The following is a 19,994-nucleotide window of genomic DNA, read 5'->3' on the forward strand; positions in this document are numbered from 1 at the left end:
CAGACGGCCTGTTGAAATACTAACCGAATGGATTAGTTCTTTATAATTATAAAAGAGCACTAAGAGAAGTGGTACAACAACGTTTTTTATCCATCGGGTAGGCCGTATGAAAAAAAATTATGCTTTTTTGTTGACCGCTTTTATCGCAGGCCAAGTATCCGCGGCCGAAATCACCGTATCCGCTGCCGCCAGCTTAAAAGATGCGTTCAACGACATTATCACGCATTATCACAAGCAGTATCCGCAAAGCAAAATCAAGCTCAATACCGCCGGTTCGGGCGCTTTGCTGCAACAGGCGGTGCAGGGCGCGCCGGTAGATGTATTGGCTTTCGCAGATGAAATCACCATGAATCAGGCACAGCAGAAAAATGTAATTGATGCCTCCAGCCGCAAAACGTTTGCGCACAATGCCTTGGTGATTGCCGCGCCGAAGAACAGCCGGTCTGCGGTGACCAAACTCAGCGATTTGCAAAGCCGGCAGTTCGGCCGTATCGCCGTGGGCAATCCGGCCGGCGTGCCGGTTGGCCGCTACAGCAAAGCCAGTTTGGAAAAAGCCGGTTTGTGGGCGGACTTGCAGCCGAAAATCATTACCACGCAAAACGTGCGCCAGTCTTTAGATTACATCGCGCGCGGTGAAGTCGATGCCGGTTTCGTGTACCGCACCGATGCCGTGTTGATGAAAGACAAGGTCAAAATCTTAGCGACGGTGCCGACGCAAAACGCCGTGTCTTACCCGATTGCGGTGAGCAAAAATACCGAGCAAGCGGCGGAAGCCAAGCGTTTTGTGCGGTATGTATTGTCGGCGCAAGGTCAGGCAGTGTTGAACCGTTATGGTTTTAGGAAGCCTTAATGTTTTGAATGGAAAATAAAACAGGCCGTCTGAAAGCATACTCTTTTTCAGACAGCCTCCAATCATCATTATCTATGAACGAAACCTTACTCGCAACCTTATTACTCTCACTCAAAATTGCCGCGGCCGCCACGCTGTTGAATACCGTGTTGGCGGTGGCGGCGGGCTTCGCTTTGGCGCGTTGGCGTTTTATCGGGCGCAATGTGCTGGATACGCTGTTGACCCTGCCGATGGTATTGCCGCCGACGGTATTGGGCTATTACCTTTTAGTGGCATTCGGCCGCAACAGTGCTTTAGGTATGTGGCTGAAAGACACGTTCGGCATCAACTTGATTTTCACCTGGCAGGGTGCGGTGATTGCGGCGATGGCGGTGACTTTCCCGCTGATTTTCAAACCGGCGCGGGCGGCGTTTGAAGAAGTGAATCCGCAATTGGAGCAAGCGGCGCGGGTGTTGGGCTTGAGTGAAGCAGCGGTGTTTTTCCGCGTCAGCCTGCCCTTGGCATGGCGCGGGATTTTGGCCGGCATTTTGCCGGCGTTTGCCCGCGCTTTGGGTGAATTCGGCGCGACCTTGATGATTGCCGGCAGCATTCCGGGGCAGACGCAGACTTTGTCGATTGCGATTTACGAAGCGGTGCAGGCGGGAGATGATGCGCTGGCGAATGGTTTGGTGGTGCTGGTGTCGGCGGTGTGTATCGTGATTTTGCTGGCCGCCGGACATTTGATGCGGGTGAAAGACGGGAGAAAATAATGCTGTTTGATATTGAATTGCACAAGAAACTGCCGTCGTTTATCTTGAATGTTACGTTGCAATCCGATGCGCAGCGTATCGTGATTTTAGGTGCATCCGGTTCGGGCAAAAGCCTGGCTTTGCAATTACTGGCCGGTTTGATCCAACCTGACAGCGGCCATATCCGTATCAGTGGTGAAACATGGTGGGACGGGCGCATAAAGCTGGCCACACAAGCACGCAAGGCCGGTTTGCTGTTTCAGGATTATGCCTTGTTTCCGCATTTGACCGTGGCGCAAAATATCGATTTCGGCTTGGCGGCAGGCTGGCGTAATCCGAGTAAAAGGCCGTCTGAAAAGGCGCAGCATTGGTTGGCTTTACTTGAATTGTCGCATATTGCCGACCATTATCCCAACCAAATTTCCGGCGGGCAAAAGCAGCGTACCGCCTTGGCACGGATGTTGATAACCGAGCCCAAACTGCTGCTTTTGGACGAACCGTTTTCCGCATTAGACGCCCAATTGCGCGAACACACCCGCCATGAAATATCGGCCTTGCAGCAGGCAGCGGGTGTGCCGATGATTTTGATTACCCATGACCGCGCCGATGCCGAAGTTTTGGGGCAGGAAATCTGGCGTATGGAAAACGGGGGATTGCAGTTGGAAAAAACATATTGATATTAGATATTGATATTAAATGACAGACGAATTGAATAAAGGCCGTCTGAAAGCGTTTCAGACGGCCTTTGATGCATTAATCAATGATTTAAATCAGTTCCAAATCCGGGCCGGCGTTTTGCGCACGGCGGCTGCGCAATTGGATATCCAAGCGCAAATCGTGGGCAGAGTCGGCATTGCGAATCGCATCTTGGAAACTGATGTCACCGCGCTCGTACAAGTCATATAAAGCTTGGTCAAAGGTTTGCATGCCTTGGGCGGTTGATTTTTTCATCAACTCTTTAATGCCGTGGATGTCGCCCTTGTGGATCAATTCGGCAATCAGTGGGGAGTTGAGCAATACTTCCACCGCAGCTACACGGCCTTTGCCGCTTTCGCGCGGCACCAGACGTTGCGAGATAAATGCTTGCAGGTTCAGCGATAAATCAGTCAGAAGCTGTGTGCGGCGTTCTTCAGGGAAGAAGTTGATGATGCGGTCGAGTGCTTGGTTGGTGCTGTTGGCGTGCAGGGTTGCCATGCACAAGTGGCCGGTTTCGGCAAAGGCAATCGCGTAGTCCATGGTTCCGCGGTCGCGAATCTCGCCAATCAAAATCACATCCGGCGCTTGGCGCAGGGTATTTTTCAGCGCCGCCATCCAGTTCTCGGTATCTACCCCGACTTCGCGCTGGGTGATGATGCAGTTTTTATGTTGGTGCACAAATTCAATCGGGTCTTCGATGGTGATGATGTGGTCAAACGAGTTTTCGTTACGGTAATCAATCAAGGAAGCCAGCGATGTTGATTTGCCCGAGCCGGTCCCGCCGACAAAAATCACCAAACCACGTTTTTTCATGGCGACATCTTTCAATACCGGCGGCAGATTCAGGCTGTCGAATTTCGGGATATTGCTGGTAATCGCACGGAATACCATCGCCGTGGCGCCACGTTGGATCATGGCATTGACACGGAAGCGGCTGGTGTCGGGCAGGCTGATGGCGAAGTTGCATTCATTGGTACCGGAGAATTCTTCGATTTGCTTGGTATTCATAATCGAAAAAGCCAATTCCATGCACTTTTCCGCCGTCAGCGGTGTGTCGTTGATGCGGGTGATTTTGCCGTCCACTTTCATGGCAGGCGGGAAATTGGTGGTGATGAATAAATCCGAACCTTTGTATTTATTCATGTGGCGCAGCCAACCGAATAATTCTTCTTTGGCGCAGGGGGGATTGTTTGGATCAAACATTTGCGTTTTCGTATTCAAAATAGTTTGGAAGGGTATTATAGCAAGGTTGTTGCTTATGGTGTTCCATCATCGAAATATACGATGAAAAATTAAGCTGTAGCGGTTTTGCGCGGGGCGGAAAGATGGCGGCTTTGGGTTATAATCCAAGCAAATCATTTAAAAAAGGCAAGACAATGAGCATGAATACAGTAGCCGTTATCGGTGCAATGGTGCAGGAAATCGAATTATTGAAAACGCGTATGGATGGCATTAAAGCGTTCCAGTTCGGTAAGTTTAATGCTTATGAAGGCACGCTCGACGGCAAGCGTATGGTGCTGGTGTTAAGCGGCATCGGCAAAGTCAATGCCGCAATCGCCACGGCATGGGTGATTCATCAGTTTCGACCCGATTGCGTGATTAATACCGGTAGCGCGGGTGGCTTGGGCAAAGGCTTGAAAGTCGGTGATGTGGTGATTGGCGAACGCGTGGCGCATCACGATGTCGATGTCACCGCATTCGGCTATGTGCGGGGACAAGTGCCTCAACAGCCTGCTGTGTTTGAAAGCGATGAACGCTTGATGGCCGTGGCCAAAGAAGCCGCTCAGGCGTTTGAACACGCCCAAATCAGCCGAGGCTTGATTGTCAGCGGCGACCAATTTGTTCACAGCAGCGAGCGTGTGGCGGAAATCCGCGGTCATTTTACCGATGTGCAGGCGGTGGAAATGGAAGCGGCAGCGATTGCACAGGCTTGCCATCAATTAGGTACGCCGTTTGTAGTGATTCGCGCGGTATCCGATTCCGCCGATGAAAAAGCCGGTATCAGTTTCGAAGAATTTTTGAAAACGGCGGCGGCGAGCTCGGCGAAGATGGTGGCGGAGATTGTCGCCAAGCTTTAAAAATCCATGCAAAAACAGTAAATTTCCGCTAAAATACACGGCTATTTTAATTCTATTCGGAAGGCCGTCTGAAAGCTTACCGTGTTTTTTCAGGCGGCCTTTTGAGCCATCGAACTTCCCGTCAAAATAACCACATGAAAAATATCCGAAATTTCTCCATTATTGCCCACATCGACCATGGTAAATCAACGCTGGCCGACCGTTTCATTCAGTATTGCGGTGGTTTGGAATTGCGTGAAATGAGCACGCAGGTGCTGGATTCTATGGATATTGAAAAAGAGCGCGGCATCACCATTAAGGCGCAAACCGCAGCTTTAAGCTACAAAGCGCGTGATGGTCAGACTTACCGGCTCAACCTGATTGACACCCCGGGACACGTTGACTTTTCTTATGAAGTGTCTCGCTCGCTTTCCGCTTGTGAAGGTGCGCTGTTGGTGGTGGACGCGTCGCAAGGCGTGGAAGCGCAAACCGTTGCCAACTGCTATACCGCCATTGATTTGGGCGTGGAAGTGGTGCCGGTATTGAACAAAATCGACCTGCCCGCCGCCGATCCCGAACGTGTCGAACAGGAAATCGAAGACATTATCGGCATTGATGCCGTGGGTGCGGTGCAGTGTTCGGCAAAAAGCGGCTTGGGTGTGGAGGATGTATTGGAAGAAATCATCGCCAAAATCCCTGCACCCGAAGGCGATGAAGATGCGCCTTTGCAAGCGATGATTATCGACTCGTGGTTTGACAACTATGTCGGTGTGGTGATGCTGATCCGCATCAAACAAGGCCGTCTGAAACTCAAAGACAAAGTGCGTTTCATGAGCACCAAAGCGGAAACGCAGGTGGAACAATTGGGCGTGTTTACGCCGAAATCGGTGCAGAAACAGGAATTGAAAGCCGGTGAAGTGGGCTTTTTGATTACCGGTATTAAAGAATTGGGTTCGGCCAAAGTGGGCGATACCATCACGCTGATGGCCAATCCCGCCGCCGAGCCCCTGCCGGGTTTCCAAGAAGTGCAAAGTCAGGTATTTGCCGGCCTGTATCCGGTGGAAAGCCACGATTACGAAGCCTTGCGCGATGCCTTGGAAAAATTGCAACTCAACGATGCGGCTTTGAAATTCGAACCGGAGGTATCGCAAGCCTTGGGCTTCGGTTTCCGCTGCGGTTTCTTGGGCTTGTTGCACTTGGAAATCGTGCAAGAGCGTTTGGAACGCGAATTCGATATGGATTTGATTACCACCGCGCCGACGGTGGTGTATGAAGTATTGATGAAAAACGGCGAAAAAATCGAAGTGGAAAACCCGTCCAAGCTGCCCGACATCAGCCAGATTGAGACCATTCTCGAGCCGATTATCACCGCGACCATTCTCGTGCCGCAGGAATATGTCGGCAACGTAATGACCCTGTGCAACCAAAAGCGCGGCGTGCAGGCCAACATGCAATACATGGGCCGCCAAGTGATGCTGACCTATGATTTACCGATGAATGAAGTGGTCATGGATTTCTTTGACAAGCTTAAATCCACATCGCGCGGCTATGCTTCTTTGGACTATCATTTTAAAGAATTCCAAGCCTCTGATTTGATTAAACTGGATATTATGGTTAACGGCGAAAAAGTCGATGCCTTGAGCCTGATTGTACACCGTCAAAGTGCCGTTCACCGAGGCCGGGAATTGGCCGCCAAAATGCGCGAACTGATTCCGCGCCAAATGTTTGACATTGCCGTGCAGGCCGCCATCGGCAGCCAGATTATCGCCCGTGAAAACGTCAAAGCCCTGCGTAAAAACGTACTGGCGAAATGTTACGGCGGCGACATCACGCGTAAGAAAAAGCTGTTGGAAAAACAAAAAGCCGGCAAACGCCGTATGAAACAGGTGGGCAATGTGGAAATTCCGCAAAGTGCGTTCTTAGCGATCTTGCAAGTGAGTGACAAATAATGGGTACGAATTTATTGTTTGCGGCCATTGCCGCTTTTGTGTTCGGCGTGGTGCTGTATCTGAAAAGCAGCAAAGTGCGTGAAGGCAACGGAGAATGGAGCGGCGGTCTGCAATGGGGCTACCTGCTGATGATGATCGGCGTGTTCGGCGTGTTGTCGTTTTTTATGAGCTTTACCGCCGTATTGTTGGTGTTTGTGGTGTTTACCGGCATTGTGTGGTTTATCCATAAAGGCCGTCTGAAAAAAGATTCTGCGCATCAAGACGAAGGCCATTTCACCGATTACATGAGCGGCTTTTTCCCGATTATCTTAATCGTGTTTGTGTTGCGCACCTTCATCGCCGAGCCTTTCCAAATTCCGTCAAGCTCGATGCGTCCGGGTTTGGTGGTGGGTGACTTTATTTTGGTGAACAAATTTTCATACGGCATCCGCACTCCGATTATCAATAATGTGCTGATTCCGACCGGTAAAGTCGGGCATGGCGATGTGGTGGTGTTTACTTATCCGGAGAATCCGAGCATCAACTACATCAAGCGCGCCGTCGGTTTGCCGGGCGATGTAGTCGAATACAAAGACAAAGTCTTGAGCATCAACGGCCAAACCATTACCGATCAATCCGAAGGCATGCAGACTTACGCCGAAAACACCCGCCAATACGGCATAGTGGATATTGAAGCCGAAGCCTTCCGTGAAAGCATCGGCAGCCACAGCTTCCAAGTATTGAAGATGGCCGAACAGCCAAGCTTTCTGCCACAAGCCGTGCGCACCAATTTTGCTTACCGCGAAAACTGCGAATATGTGCAAGACGGTTCAGCCTTCAAATGCACCGTGCCGGAAGGTCATTATTTCATGATGGGCGACAACCGCGACAACAGCGAAGATTCCCGCTACTGGGGTTTTGTGAGCGATAAACTGATTGTCGGCAAAGCATTTTTTGTGTGGATGAACTTCGGTGATATGAGCCGAATCGGTACATCGATTAAATAAAAGCGGATAATAAAAGGGCCGTCTGAAAGTTATGAACTGCACCCCAAAAGTTGGACACCCCTCCAACTTTAAAAGGTGCAGTTTTCTTATGTCCAAATATAACCTACACTTCAAATACCGAGCCGTACTCCATTATCACCAAGTGCACAGCCAACAGCGCACCGCAGAGCACTTCAACGTCTCGCGCACCCACCTGCGCCGTTGGATAGCCGCCTATCGGCAAGGCGGTATCGCCGCACTTCAACACCCGCAGGCTACGTTTATGAAGACCAAACGCAAAAACCCGTTTATCGCCGACAAACCCGACCACGAAAAAACCCGGGCGGAACTGATTGAAGAGTTACGTTACATGAGGGCGGAGAACGACTACCTAAAGCACATGAAAGCCCTCAACGAAAAGAACGCCGCCAAAGCTGCGAAACCGTTCAAACGTTGAGAGCGAAGCACCCGCTGAAATATCTGCTGCACAGTGCCGGCATTCCCAAAAGCAGCTTTCATTACCATATCGGCAAAGCCGATCCCGATGCGGCGGCCAAAACCGCAGTAAGTGAAGTCTATCGCCGACACAAAGGCCGCTACGGTCATCGGCGGATTGCCGCCGTATTGTCGTGGAACAAAAAGAAAGTGCAGCGCATTATGGGTTTGTTGGGACTGAAAGCCAAAGTCCGCAGCAAAAAAGCCTACCGTCCGCAGGTAATAGGAGAGGCTTCGGATAATATTCTTAATCGTGAATTTACTGCCGGCAAACCGGCAGACAAATGGCTGACCGATGTGACGGAGTTCAAATGCACAGACGGGAAGCTGTACTTATCGCCGATATCGGATGTGTTTAATCGGGAGATTGTGGCCTATTCTTTAAGCCGCAGAGCAAACAGTAAACTGGTGGCGCAAATGTTGGATAAAGCATTTGGCCGTCTGAAAGGCCAAACGCCGCTGCTGCATTCCGACCGGGGTGTGCTTTACCGCACCGGGGCTTATCGGGCGAAACTGGCTGAGAAAGGAATGGTGCAAAGCATGTCGCGTAAAGGAAATTGCTGGGACAATGCGCCGATGGAGCGTTTCTTCGGTACATTAAAAGAAGAGAGCTTCTATCAGGAAGGTGCGTTGTCGGTGGCAGAGCTGACAGAGGTAATAGATGATTACATACGTTACTACAATCATGAGCGGATTAGTTTAAACTTAAAAAAGCTGAGTCCTGTCGGCTACAGAACCCAGCTTGAAAAGGCTGTTTGAGAAAGATTCTTAACTTGTCCAAGTATTGGGGGCAGTTCATGTTTTGCAGACGGCCCTTTTACTATACCGATTAATCTGCCGATTTGCTTTTAAGCGATCCTAAATAAATCGCCAGCAGCGTCATGGCTGCTCCCTGCCATTGCAGGCCGTTGATGGGTTTATCGAGCCAGAAATAGTCGATCACCAAGGCCGCGACGGGTTCGGAAAGCAGCAGCAGGCCGGTCAGCGAGAGCGACAGCAGCGGAATGGCATAAGCAATCAAGCCCCAAGCGAAACATTGCATCACCACGCCGTAAATCAATACCAAGCCGATATCGCGCAAGGTGGTCGGGTAAAGTGAGCCCGCATCAAACATCAACGCCGGAATAATCAGTGACAATGTGCCGCCGAAACTCAAAATCATCATTAAAGGAAACAGCGCGGTTTGTTCAATTTGATGGGTTTTGCGGATAAACACCATCGATAAAGCCAACATCGCGCCGGAAGCAATGCCGCTGACAAAGCCCCAAACTGCATTGCCGTTGTAGCCGAATTCCGGGCTGCCGATGAAGGCCACGCCGGTGATGGCAATCAGCAAACTGAGCATTTGCAGCTTGTTTAAGCGTTCGCCGAAAAAGAAAAAACCGATGGCGGATAGGAAAAAGATTTGCAGGCTGTTGAGCAGGGTGGAAATGCCGGGGCCGACAGCGTGGATACTCTCGTGCCACAGTGCCAAATCAAAGGCGAGGAACACGCCGGAGAGCAGGGCGGTGTAAATGGCTTTTTTGTTTTGCGGCAGCTTTTGGCCGAAAAAGCGCGCCAAAAAGAAAAACACCACACCGGAAACCGCCAGCCGCCAAAAGGCAATGGCATAAGAGCCGACATCGACAAATTTCACAATCAGGCTGCCTAAGCCGAAAATAATGCAGCCGACCACCAGCAGCGGTGCGGCATGCGGGGCGTGCCGTTCAGACATGATGTTTCTATAAATACGGATAAATCGAACTTTGGATTGTGCCATATTTTTGACGCAAATAGAATCATCATCCGAGGCCGTCTGAAACAAAAGGCCGTCTGAAAAGCATGGTTCCTATACTTTCAGACGGCCTCATACGCGGCTTATACCAAATCTTTTACCGCTTCTTGCTCTTCCAGCAATTCGTTTAAGGTCAAGGCAATACGCTGTTGGCTGAATTCATCGGATAAATCCAAACCTTGCACAATTTGATAATCGCCGTTTTCACAAATTACCGGAAAACCGAAAATCACATCTTCAGGAATGTTGTATGAGCCATCCGACGGCACGCCCATGGTGACCCATTTGCCGCTGGTCCCCAAAATCCAATCGCGCAAGTGGTAGATGATGGCATTGCCTGCCGAAGCCGCCGAAGAGGCACCGCGTGCTTCGATAATGGCTGCGCCGCGTTTGGCGATTTTCGGCATGTAAACATCGGTGTACCAAGTTTCATCGTGGATCATATCGACCACCGAATCGCCGTTGCTGGTGGCGTAGCGGTAATCGGCATACATGGTCGGGCTGTGGTTGCCCCATACGCACATTTTTTCTACTGAGGTGACCGAACGATTGATTTTTTCAGCAATTTGGCTGACTGCGCGGTGATGGTCGAGACGCATCAAGGCGCTGAAGTTTTTCTTCGGAATATCCGGTGCCGATTTCATGGTGATGTAAGTATTGGTGTTAGCCGGATTGCCCGCCACCAAAACTTTCACATCACGGCTGGCCACTTTGTTCAAGGCTTCGCCCTGTGTTTTAAAAATCGCCGCATTGGCATTGAGCAAATCCGAACGCTCCATGCCTTGCGTGCGCGGACGGGCGCCAATCAAAATCGCAATATCCGCATCTTTAAACGCCACTTCCGGATCATCGGTGGCAAACACATCCAGCAGCAGCGGAAACGCGCAATCGTGCATTTCCATGATGACACCCTGCAAAGCTTTTTGCGCATGCGGCAGATCCAGAAGCTGCAAAATCATAGGCTGGTCGCGTCCCAGCATAATCCCGCCGGCAATGCGGAACAAAGTCGCATATGCAATTTGTCCGGCCGCACCGGTGATCGCAATACGGATAGGGGGGTTCAAAGTCATCATCAATCTCCGCAAGAAAAACAAAAGTTTAAGGAAGTAGGATTATAACAAAGACTGACGGCAATAATATGGCAAAATAAAAGTTTTCTTACAAAAATAGCGAAGGCCGTCTGAAAGGCAGCAACATATTTCTGCTTTTCAGACGGCCTTGATGGCATGATTATTCACAATTCAAATTTTTGACCTTTTCCGGAAAATCATGCAGCGCGATTTCACACATTTTCACCCGCTGTTTTTCATCGGCGGCAGGCAGTGATTGGCGCAAGAATGTTGTGTTACCGCTTTGAAACAACGCCTTTTTCTCCCCCGCTTTTCGATAACACGCCTCCGCACGTTTGAAATATTGTTGGCAAACCGGCGGCAGCTCTTCCAAAGCCAAAGGCTTGTGTTTGTGCATACTGTGCGCCGAAGCGGCGGAAGCCGAAACTGCCATGGCTGCCAGCAGCCATTTGAAAGCATGGTTCATCATGGATTCCTTTAAAGAATTAACTTGGTCATTATAAAACTGTATGTCTCGAAAATCAGAAGAGTGTGTAGAAAGTTTGATAAAAGATAAATAAAAGGCCGCCTGAAAGATTTCAGACGGCCTATCAAGCTCAATCATTTATAAAGCTTGCTCTTCCTTATTCAGGTTTTTTTCCGGTTTCGGTTCAATAACCGTTGCGGCCGGTGCTTTTTCGACACCCAAATCAGCCGGCACTTCTATAAACGGCAGGTTCAACGCGCTGCCGGTGGCGCGACGGATTTCATTGGTAAATGCTGCACTGCCATTGATTTTTTGACCGTAAGACGGCACCATTTCTTTCAATTTCGCTTCCCAACCTTGTTTCATCTGCTCAGGGAATGCTTTCGGCAGCAGGCTCAGCATAATAGAAGGTGAGGTCGAAGCACCCGGCGAAGCACCAAGCAGGGCAGCTATGGTGTGGTCTTTATCGGCCACGATTTCGGTGCCAAACTGCAAAACAGAGCCTTTTTCAGGATCTTTTTTGATGATTTGCACGCGTTGGCCGGCGGTAATCAGCTTCCAAGAATCCTGTTTCGCACTAGGATAATATTTTAGCAATTCCGTTTGGCGGTCGGCATCTTTCAGTACTGCTTGCTGCACCAAATAGCTCACCAAATCCAAATTGTCTGAACCGACTTTTAACATCGGAATCACATTGTTGTTGTTCACAGAACCGAATAGATCAAACCATGTGCCGGATTTCAGGAATTTTGTGCTGTACAGCGCAAACGGGCCGAACAGTATCGATTGCTTGCCGTCAAGGAAGCGTGTATCCAAATGCGGCACCGACATCGGCGGCGCACCGGTTTCGGCCTGACCATACACTTTCGCACGGTGGCGTTTGGCTAACGCTTCGTCTTGGAACGATAAAAATTGGCCGCCCACAGGGAAGCCTGCATAGTTTTTCGATTCAGGAATGCCGGAAAGTTGCAGCAATTTCAATGCCGCGCCACCCGCCCCGATAAACACGAATTTGGTTTTAACCGTTTTTTCCTGACCGTTGGCCAAGTCCAACACCGTTACATTCCACGTTTTATCGTCGTTCTGATTCAACGCACGCACTTCATGCTGCACATTCAGCTTGAAATTTTGACTTTTTTGTAAAGAAGCCGCCAACTGTTTGGTAATCACACCGAAGTTTACATCCGTACCCAACGGCATATAAGTCGCCGCCACTTTCTGATTCGGGTCACGGCCCTCAATCAACAAAGGCGCCCATTTGCGGATTTGTTCTTGGTCGGTCGAAAATTCCATACCGTAAAACATCGGATGTTGCGTCAGCGCCGCATGGCGTTTGCGCAAAAATTCGATATTGGCATCACCCCAAACAAAACTCATGTGCGGCACGGCATTGATGAAATCCTGCGGATTGCCCAAGCGGCCTTTACGCACCCAATGCGCCCACAATTGACGTGATACCTCAAATTGTTCGGTAATGCGCAAAGCACGTTCGGTTTCAATCACGCCGTTTTTCTCAGGCGTGTAGTTCAATTCGGCAAAGGCAGCGTGACCGGTACCGGCATTGTTCCAGCCATTCGAGCTTTCCAATGCCACCGCATCCAAGCGTTCAAACGCCTCGATTTTCCAATCCGGCTCCAACTCTTGCAGCAGCGTCGACAGTGTCATGCTCATAATACCGCCGCCAATCACCACCACATCTACCGGCTGCTCGTTTTCAGCTTGCGGTTTATTCGGTTTGACCAGCGGCCAATTTAAGAAAATTACAGCGGCTGCAACAGCAAACAGCAGCAGTAAAATGAAGGATTTTAATAATTTTTTCATGATGTATATGTATTTAAAAGATAAAAGTGCAGTAATTGTATCATATAAAACTTGATATAAATCAAATCTTGATGATTGAAATAAACAAAGAGGCCGTCTGAATGTTGCAAAGTTTCAGATGGTCTGAGACCTTTGCAAGCTCCTCAGATTTGAGTGCAGTTCGAAGTTAGAGCAGTGCAGAAGGCGCAGACATATCATGAAGATAGGCAAGCTTTCGAGCAGCGCATAACGAAGAAATGTGCCAAAGATGGGGAGCTTGCAAAGGTCTCAGCCTCAGAATAATAAGATTGATTAGGGCAATAAAAAAGCAGCCCAAAAATACATCAGGCTGCTTTTTTAAAAGATTGGTCGGAATGAGAGGATTCGAACCTCCGACCCCCTGCACCCCATGCAGGTGCGCTACCAGACTGCGCTACATTCCGGTTGATAAGTAGGAATTATAAAGATTGTCGGGTGGTTTGGCAAACGGAGAGTATACCCACAACATAGATATGTTTAATTGTGGAATAGCAAACCTGAATTTTAAATAGTAGGTCGGATACTTGTATCCGGCATTTGCTTTTGTTATGGAAGTATGTATTCAATGTAGAAAATTATCAGATTCAAGAATTCGACCTACTTCTCAATATCTATTCCGGCAAAAACAGGTAGGATGGTGCGAACCCGCAGTTCGGCATGATGGGTTGCTAGAAATCCTACAGTGACGGGTTATCTACAAGATGTTTTCAGACGGCCTCGCTGGAAATCATAGACACCCTGCACACCCGCCCCGCCCACAAAAAAGCCGCTGACCCCACCGACCCGCTCGCCTTCGCCCGCAGCAAAGAAACGACGTTTCTGTATCGGTTAAAAAAGTGCAGCAGCTGATTTCAGGTTTAAATTGAACAATGCCGTCTGAAAATAAAGTTTTCAGACGGCATGGACGTGGGGATTATAGTGAATCAACCAAATTTTCTGTACAAACCGGTAAATCAATGATAGTTGAAATATGGTTTTGGTAGGCAGCAAGTTGCCCCCCTACGACAGCTAATCCTTTCCCGCCAACGGTAGGGTGCGTGCCAAAGCACGCACGGGTTCTTTAACTCACATTGATGCCGTCTGAAAATTGGGAACTGGCCGTTTACGTTGTCATACTTTTAAAGTGAATTCACTATAGAAAACAGGTGTACGCAAAGGCGTACACCCTACATACGGGATTTAAGTTTTGCGGGCTATGATTTTGCTTTACCTTAGCGCAACATCGGTTTCAAATACTTCCCGGTATAACTCCCCTCAACCTTTACCACTTCTTCCGGCGTTCCTTTGGCAATAATCCTACCGCCGCCGTCGCCGCCTTCCGGTCCTAAATCGACAATATAATCGGCGGTTTTAATCACATCAAGGTTGTGTTCGATGATGACAATCGAGTTGCCTTTGCCTTTCAGACGGCCTATGACTTCTAACAATAAAGCGATGTCGGCAAAATGCAGGCCGGTGGTGGGTTCGTCCAAAATGTATAAGGTGCGGCCGGTGTCCCGTTTGGATAATTCCAAGGCGAGTTTGACCCGTTGGGCTTCGCCGCCGGACAGGGTGGTGGCGGATTGGCCGAGACGGATATAGCCGAGTCCGACATCCATCAGGGTTTGCAGCTTGCGGGCGACGGTAGGGACGGCATCGAAAAATTCCCGTGCTTCTTCGACGGTTAAGTCCAGGACTTCGCTGATGTTTTTGCCTTTGTATTGCACTTCCAGCGTTTCCCGATTGTAGCGTTTGCCGTGGCAGACTTCGCAGGGAACATACACGTCGGGCAAAAAGTGCATCTCGACTTTAATCACGCCGTCGCCTTGACAGGCTTCGCAGCGGCCGCCTTTGACGTTGAATGAGAAACGGCCGACGTTGTAGCCCCGCTCCCGTGATACGGGTACGCCGGCGAAGAGTTCCCGAATCGGGGTAAACAGGCCGGTGTAGGTGGCGGGGTTGGAACGGGGGGTACGGCCGATGGGCGATTGATCGACATTGATGACTTTGTCGAGGTGTTCCAAACCGTGGATTTCTTCGTAAGGTGCCGGTTCCTGCTGGGCCCGGTTGAGTTCCCGTGCGGTGATTTTGGCAAGGGTGTCGTTAATCAGGGTGGATTTTCCGCTGCCGGATACGCCGGTAATGCAGGTAATCAGCCCCAACGGTAATTCTAGGGTAACGTTTTTCAGGTTGTTGCCGCCGGCACCTTTCAACACCAGCATTCTGTCGGGATTGACCGGCGTTCTTTCAGACGGCACTTGAATGGCTTTCCGGCCGCTTAGGTATTGTCCGGTTACGGAATCCGGGCAATCTGCGACTTTGGCGGGCGTGTCGGCAATCAGCACCGTACCGCCGTGTTCCCCTGCTCCGGGGCCCATATCAACCACAAAATCGGCTTCCCGAATGGCATCTTCGTCGTGTTCGACCACAATCACACTGTTGCCCAAATCCCGCAGGCGTTTGAGGGTAGCGAGCAGGCGGTCGTTGTCCCGCTGGTGCAGGCCGATGGAAGGTTCGTCCAACACATACATCACGCCGGTCAAGCCGCTGCCGATTTGGCTGGCAAGGCGGATACGTTGGGCTTCGCCGCCGGACAGGGTTTCGGCGGAGCGGGAAAGATTAAGGTAATCCAAGCCGACGTTAATCAGAAAGCCCAAACGCTCGGTGATTTCTTTCAGGATTTTTTCTGCAATTTGCTGTTTGTTGTCGCTTAATTCCAGATGTTCAAAGAAATTTAAAGTTTTGTTCAACGGCCACGAAGAAATTTCGTGCAGCGGTTGTTTGCCGACATAAACATAACGGGCTTCTTTGCGCAAGCGTGCGCCGCCGCAGCTCGGACAAGCCCGATGGCTTTGGTATTGCGATAATTCTTCACGCACGGTCGGCGAATCGGTTTCCCGATAGCGGCGTTCCAAATTCGGCAAAATGCCTTCGAATGCGTGTTCCCGCTGGAACGTGCCGCCCCGCTCGCTCAAATAGGTAAAGGCAATCACTTCTTTGCCCGAACCGTTGAGAATGATATTTTGGATTTTCTTCGGCAAATCTTCAAACGGCGTATCCACATCAAAGCCGTAATGTTTTGCCAGCGACTGAATCATTTGAAAATAAAAAGTGTTGCGCTTGTCCCAACCTTTGACGGCACCGGCGGCCAAGGACAATTCGGGGTGCATCACCACCAGTTTCGGATCGAAGAAATTCATGCTGCCCAAGCCGTCGCAAGTCGGGCATGAACCCATAGGATTGTTAAACGAAAACAGGCGGGGTTCTAATTCCTGCAAACTGTATGAGCAGACCGGACAGGCGAATTTGGCGGAAAACCAGTGTTCTTTGCCCGAATCCATTTCCAAGGCCAGCGCACGGTCGTTGCCGAAACGCAGCGCCGTTTCAAAACTTTCCGCCAAACGCTGCTGGATATCGGCTTTGATTTTAATGCGGTCAATCACCACATCGATATTATGCTTGATGTTTTTTTCCAGCTTCGGCACTTCGTCCAAAGTATAAACTTCGCCGTCCACCCGCACCCGCGCAAAACCCTGCGCCTGCAAATCGGCAAAAAATTCGACAAACTCGCCTTTGCGTTCCCGCACCGCCGGTGCAAGAATCATCATACGGGTGTCTTCGGGCAACTGCAACACCGTATCCACCATCTGCGAAACGGTTTGGCTGGAAAGCGGCCGGTTGTGTTCGGGACAATAAGGCGTACCGACACGGGCATAAAGCAAGCGCAGATAATCGTGGATTTCGGTAACCGTGCCGACCGTTGAACGGGGGTTGTGGCTGGTGGATTTCTGTTCGATGGAAATCGCCGGCGACAGCCCTTCGATTAAATCCACATCGGGTTTGTCCATCATCTGCAAAAACTGGCGGGCATACGCCGACAGGCTTTCCACATAGCGGCGCTGCCCCTCGGCATACAGCGTGTCAAACGCCAGCGAAGACTTGCCGCTGCCGGAAAGGCCGGTAATCACCACCAGCTTGTGGCGGGGAATGTCCAAATCGACATTTTTCAAATTATGGGTACGCGCGCCGCGGATACGGATCGTGTCGTTGTCGGAAGCGTTTTTGCGGTGATGGTTGCACATAGTGTCTAGGCCGTCTGAAAATAAAATCAAGAATAGGATATTGTAGCACTTTTCGTCAGTTCAACTGATGATGTGCGCCGTCGATTTTTTCAGACGGTCTGACTATTTACGCCGATAATCCGTTATAATCACCCAAACTTTACGAATAGAATAAAGGAATCTGCATGAACAAACCTTCTTATCCGCACCCGATTATTGCCCGCGAAGGTTGGCCGTTTATCGCCATCGGTTTTATCGCCGGCGTGTTGGTGACGGCTGTCAACGGCTGGTTGTCGCTGCCGTTTTGGCTGTTTACCATTTTCGCCTTGCAGTTTTTCCGCGACCCGGCGCGCTACATTCCGCAAGATCCGGATGCGGTGTTGAGCCCGGTTGACGGCCGCGTGGTGGTGGTTGAGCGTGCGCAAGACCCATACCGCAAAACTGAAGCCTTGAAAATCAGTATTTTTATGAACGTATTCAACGTGCATTCGCAGAAATCGCCGGTTGACGGCACGGTTGAAGCAATCGAATACAACCGCGGCAAATTCCTGAATGCGGATTTGGACAAAGCCAGCACCGAAAACGAACGCAATGCTGTGTTGGTTACTACCGCAACCGGCCGTGAAATTACCTTTGTGCAGGTGGCCGGTTTGGTGGCGCGCCGCATTTTGTGTTACACCCAAGTCGGCCGCAAATTAAGCCGGGGCGAACGCTACGGCTTTATCCGCTTCGGTTCGCGCGTCGATGTTTACCTGCCTTTGGATGCCAAAGCCGAAGTGGCCATCGGCGACAAAGTCACCGGTGTAAGCACTATCTTGGCGCGTTTGCCGTTTCCGTCACCGGATGCCAAACCGTTTGACGATGCGCCGGTGAATACCGCAAATGCAGCGTTGCAAACAGTGGCAACAACTTCCCCGCAAACTGCCGAACCGGTGATGACTGCTTCGGAAAATATTACGGAAGTCAGCCAAGCGGCGATTGAAGAAGCGGCGGACAAAGTGCGCGAAGCTGCGGCTAAGGCTGTTCAGTCTTAATTGCAGTAAATGATCAAAAGGTTTTCAGGCGGCCGTCTGAAAGCCTTTTTTTATGCGTGAAACAAGCGCACGTTTGGCGTGTTTGACGTAGAATAGGTGTTTTGATTCAGGCTGAGACCTTTGCAAAATCCCCATCTTTGGCACATTTCTTCGTTATGTGCTGCTCGAAAGCTTGCTTATCTTTTTGATATGTCTGCGCTTTCTGCGCTGCTATAACTTCGAACTGCACTCAAATCCGGGGTTTTGCTAAGGTCTCAGGCCGTCTGAAAAAAAGGAAATCTCTTGAGTAAAGCCCGTTTGTTCCCCGTTGATAAATCTTTGGAAAAACCCGAGCGCGTGATGTTGGTCGGGGTAATGTTGAGTGCGGATTATTCCGGTACCAATGAATTGCGCGAGCAGTCTTTTCAGACGGCCTTGGAAGAAGCTGCCGATTTGGTGCGGGCGGCCGGCGGCGATTTGGTGCAGGTGGAAACAGCCAAACGCGATAAGGCGCATACCGCGCTGTTTGTCGGTACGGGTAAAACTGATGAATTGGCCGCAGTGGTGAAACAGCATGATGTGGATTTGGCGGTGTTCAACCACGAGCTGACACCGACGCAGGAACGCAATCTGGAAAAAACGCTGCAATGCCGTGTTTTGGATCGGGTCGGGCTGATTCTGGCTATTTTTGCCAAACGGGCGCAGTCGCAGGAAGGCGGCAAACTGCAAGTGGAACTGGCGCAGCTCTCGCATTTGAGCGGACGGCTGGTGCGCGGCTACGGGCATTTGCAGAGCCAAAAAGGCGGTATCGGCATGAAGGGGCCGGGCGAAACGCAGTTGGAAACCGACCGCCGCCTGATTGCCCAAAAAATCGCCGCCTTAAAAAAACAGCTTCAAGAAGTGAAAAAACAGCGTGCCACCCGCCGCAAATCCCGTCAGCAAGGCCGTCTGAAAACCTTTGCCATCGTCGGCTACACCAACGCCGGAAAATCCAGCCTGTTCAACCGTTTGACCAAAGCAGACGTATTGGCGCAAGACCAACTGTTCGCCACGCTCGATACCACCGCACGCCGCTTGTTTTTGTCGCATGATGCCAGTGTGATTCTCACGGATACGGTCGGCTTTGTGCGCGATTTACCTCACAAGTTGGTGTCGGCTTTTTCCGCTACTTTGGAAGAAACCGCGCTGGCGGATGTGTTGCTGCATGTAGTGGACGCATCAAATCCGGATTTTCAACGCCAAATCGATGATGTGAACGAAGTATTGCATGAAATCAAAGCGCATGAAGTGCCGCAATTGGTGGTGTACAACAAAATCGATTTGCTGCCCAAAGGCGGGCGCAAAGCCGGTGTGTTACGCGACCATCGCGGCAAGGCAGTGGCGGTGAATATTTCAGTGGAGAAAAGTGTGGGGTTGGAAGCCTTACGCGAAGTGATGATTGAATATGCACTGGCGGATAGGCCGTCTGAAAGCGATAGCGAAGATTAAAGATAGATAAGATAAACGAAGCCGGTAGGCGTAGGTCGGCCGTCTGAAGTCAAAGATAAATCAGGGAGGGTTCACCAATGAAATTCAGACGGCCGGAAGACATCGATCAAATTGTTATGCAAGCGCAATGATTTGATGGAGAAAAAGTCGGGTTAGTGGGCAGTAATCTGCTTCACGTTCACGTGCTTTTTGGGTTTTTTCTGTAGGTTTTCATACAAGACCCAAACGGCCAAGCTGAGGTAAACAGTACTGGATAAGATGCCGATTACGGCAAAGATAGGCATAAGGCGATCAATCATGACAATTCCCAGTGAGTTAATTTAGATATTTTTCGTCAATGTGTATTTTGTTGCGCAGATGATTCTGCTTTATTGTTTTCCGTCTTATGCGGAATATGGGTGCAGTATGCGATTTAAATTTTCACAGGTCAATTGAAAATGTATTAAAATTTTAAAAAAAGTTCCATTTTTACATTCGGATAATCGGAATAATTTACGGATAAAAGGAAAATTAATCGGCCTTTTATTTTTGTATAAAAGGTTAGTTTGTTGAAAAGTATAAATA

The 19,994-nt window shown here is 50.0% G+C and carries 16 protein-coding genes, 1 tRNA gene and 1 pseudogene; 11 read left to right on the forward strand and 7 right to left on the reverse strand.

Going from position 1 to position 19,994, the window contains the following annotated elements; all coding sequences use genetic code 11:
* Window positions 1-106: 106 nt before the first annotated feature.
* The 3 genes from modA (at window position 107) to H4O27_RS04140 (ending at window position 2,255) form a co-directional block, all read left to right on the forward strand.
* Entirely contained in the window at window positions 107-850 is a 744-nt protein-coding gene (gene modA, locus H4O27_RS04130) for a molybdate ABC transporter substrate-binding protein (RefSeq protein ID WP_165009366.1), read from the forward strand.
* A gap of 74 nt (window positions 851-924) precedes the next feature.
* The gene (modB, locus tag H4O27_RS04135; RefSeq protein ID WP_165009448.1) at window positions 925-1,599 is read left to right on the forward strand and encodes a molybdate ABC transporter permease subunit; all 675 of its coding nucleotides are present in this window, start codon (window positions 925-927) and stop codon (window positions 1,597-1,599) included.
* Entirely contained in the window at window positions 1,599-2,255 is a 657-nt protein-coding gene (locus H4O27_RS04140) for a sulfate/molybdate ABC transporter ATP-binding protein (RefSeq protein WP_165009364.1), read from the forward strand. The genes modB and H4O27_RS04140 overlap by 1 nt, the downstream gene beginning before the upstream one ends.
* Window positions 2,256-2,343: 88 nt before the next feature.
* On the opposite strand, the gene H4O27_RS04145 is transcribed toward H4O27_RS04140, so the two are convergent.
* The gene (locus H4O27_RS04145; RefSeq protein WP_165009362.1) at window positions 2,344-3,477 is read right to left on the reverse strand and encodes a PilT/PilU family type 4a pilus ATPase; all 1,134 of its coding nucleotides are present in this window, start codon (window positions 3,475-3,477) and stop codon (window positions 2,344-2,346) included.
* Window positions 3,478-3,650: 173 nt separating this feature from the next.
* On the opposite strand from H4O27_RS04145, the gene H4O27_RS04150 reads away from it, so the two are divergent.
* From H4O27_RS04150 to H4O27_RS04170, 5 genes are all read left to right on the forward strand, one after another.
* Window positions 3,651-4,352 (forward strand): 5'-methylthioadenosine/adenosylhomocysteine nucleosidase, encoded by a 702-nt coding sequence (locus tag H4O27_RS04150; protein WP_165009360.1) that lies wholly within the window; start codon window positions 3,651-3,653, stop codon window positions 4,350-4,352.
* Between the two features lie 134 nt (window positions 4,353-4,486).
* Window positions 4,487-6,280: a translation elongation factor 4 gene (lepA, locus tag H4O27_RS04155; protein WP_165009358.1), complete on the forward strand. Its 1,794-nt coding sequence runs from the start codon at window positions 4,487-4,489 to the stop codon at window positions 6,278-6,280.
* On the forward strand, window positions 6,280-7,266 hold the full coding sequence (lepB, locus tag H4O27_RS04160; protein WP_165009356.1) for a signal peptidase I: 987 nt from the start codon (window positions 6,280-6,282) through the stop codon (window positions 7,264-7,266). Before lepA ends, lepB begins: the two co-directional genes overlap by 1 nt.
* Window positions 7,267-7,354: 88 nt before the next feature.
* On the forward strand, window positions 7,355-7,702 hold the full coding sequence (locus tag H4O27_RS04165) for a helix-turn-helix domain-containing protein (protein ID WP_165009354.1): 348 nt from the start codon (window positions 7,355-7,357) through the stop codon (window positions 7,700-7,702).
* Window positions 7,699-8,499: an IS3 family transposase gene (locus tag H4O27_RS04170; RefSeq protein WP_193004245.1), complete on the forward strand. Its 801-nt coding sequence runs from the start codon at window positions 7,699-7,701 to the stop codon at window positions 8,497-8,499. The genes H4O27_RS04165 and H4O27_RS04170 overlap by 4 nt, the downstream gene beginning before the upstream one ends.
* Window positions 8,500-8,569: 70 nt before the next feature.
* On the opposite strand, the gene H4O27_RS04175 is transcribed toward H4O27_RS04170, so the two are convergent.
* The 5 genes from H4O27_RS04175 to H4O27_RS04195 form a co-directional block, all read right to left on the reverse strand.
* Window positions 8,570-9,454: a DMT family transporter gene (locus H4O27_RS04175; RefSeq protein WP_165009041.1), complete on the reverse strand. Its 885-nt coding sequence runs from the start codon at window positions 9,452-9,454 to the stop codon at window positions 8,570-8,572.
* Window positions 9,455-9,597: 143 nt separating this feature from the next.
* Window positions 9,598-10,584: a malate dehydrogenase gene (locus H4O27_RS04180; RefSeq protein WP_165009049.1), complete on the reverse strand. Its 987-nt coding sequence runs from the start codon at window positions 10,582-10,584 to the stop codon at window positions 9,598-9,600.
* A gap of 160 nt (window positions 10,585-10,744) precedes the next feature.
* Window positions 10,745-11,050 (reverse strand): DUF5339 domain-containing protein, encoded by a 306-nt coding sequence (locus H4O27_RS04185; protein ID WP_165009047.1) that lies wholly within the window; start codon window positions 11,048-11,050, stop codon window positions 10,745-10,747.
* Window positions 11,051-11,188: 138 nt separating this feature from the next.
* The gene (mqo, locus tag H4O27_RS04190) at window positions 11,189-12,871 is read right to left on the reverse strand and encodes a malate dehydrogenase (quinone) (protein WP_165009039.1); all 1,683 of its coding nucleotides are present in this window, start codon (window positions 12,869-12,871) and stop codon (window positions 11,189-11,191) included.
* 345 nt (window positions 12,872-13,216) lie between these two features.
* Window positions 13,217-13,293: transfer RNA gene (locus H4O27_RS04195), tRNA-Pro, on the reverse strand.
* Between the two features lie 328 nt (window positions 13,294-13,621).
* Between H4O27_RS04195 and H4O27_RS12950 the strand changes: the two are divergent.
* Window positions 13,622-13,738, forward strand: a pseudogene (locus H4O27_RS12950) (methyltransferase); the annotation flags it as partial.
* A gap of 362 nt (window positions 13,739-14,100) precedes the next feature.
* On the opposite strand, the gene uvrA reads toward H4O27_RS12950, so the two are convergent.
* Entirely contained in the window at window positions 14,101-16,950 is a 2,850-nt protein-coding gene (gene uvrA, locus H4O27_RS04200; protein WP_165009037.1) for an excinuclease ABC subunit UvrA, read from the reverse strand.
* A 164-nt stretch (window positions 16,951-17,114) separates the two neighbouring features.
* On the opposite strand from uvrA, the gene H4O27_RS04205 reads away from it, so the two are divergent.
* Window positions 17,115-17,963, forward strand: coding sequence for a phosphatidylserine decarboxylase (locus H4O27_RS04205; protein WP_165009035.1), 849 nt, complete (start codon window positions 17,115-17,117; stop codon window positions 17,961-17,963).
* 282 nt (window positions 17,964-18,245) lie between these two features.
* A complete protein-coding gene (gene hflX, locus H4O27_RS04210; RefSeq protein ID WP_165009033.1) occupies window positions 18,246-19,430 on the forward strand; it encodes a GTPase HflX in 1,185 nt (394 codons plus the stop codon).
* The last annotated feature ends 564 nt before the right edge of the window (window positions 19,431-19,994 follow it).

The sequence above is a fragment of the Neisseria yangbaofengii genome, from assembly GCF_014898075.1.
In the GTDB taxonomy this organism is placed as follows: Bacteria; Pseudomonadota; Gammaproteobacteria; order Burkholderiales; family Neisseriaceae; genus Neisseria; species Neisseria yangbaofengii.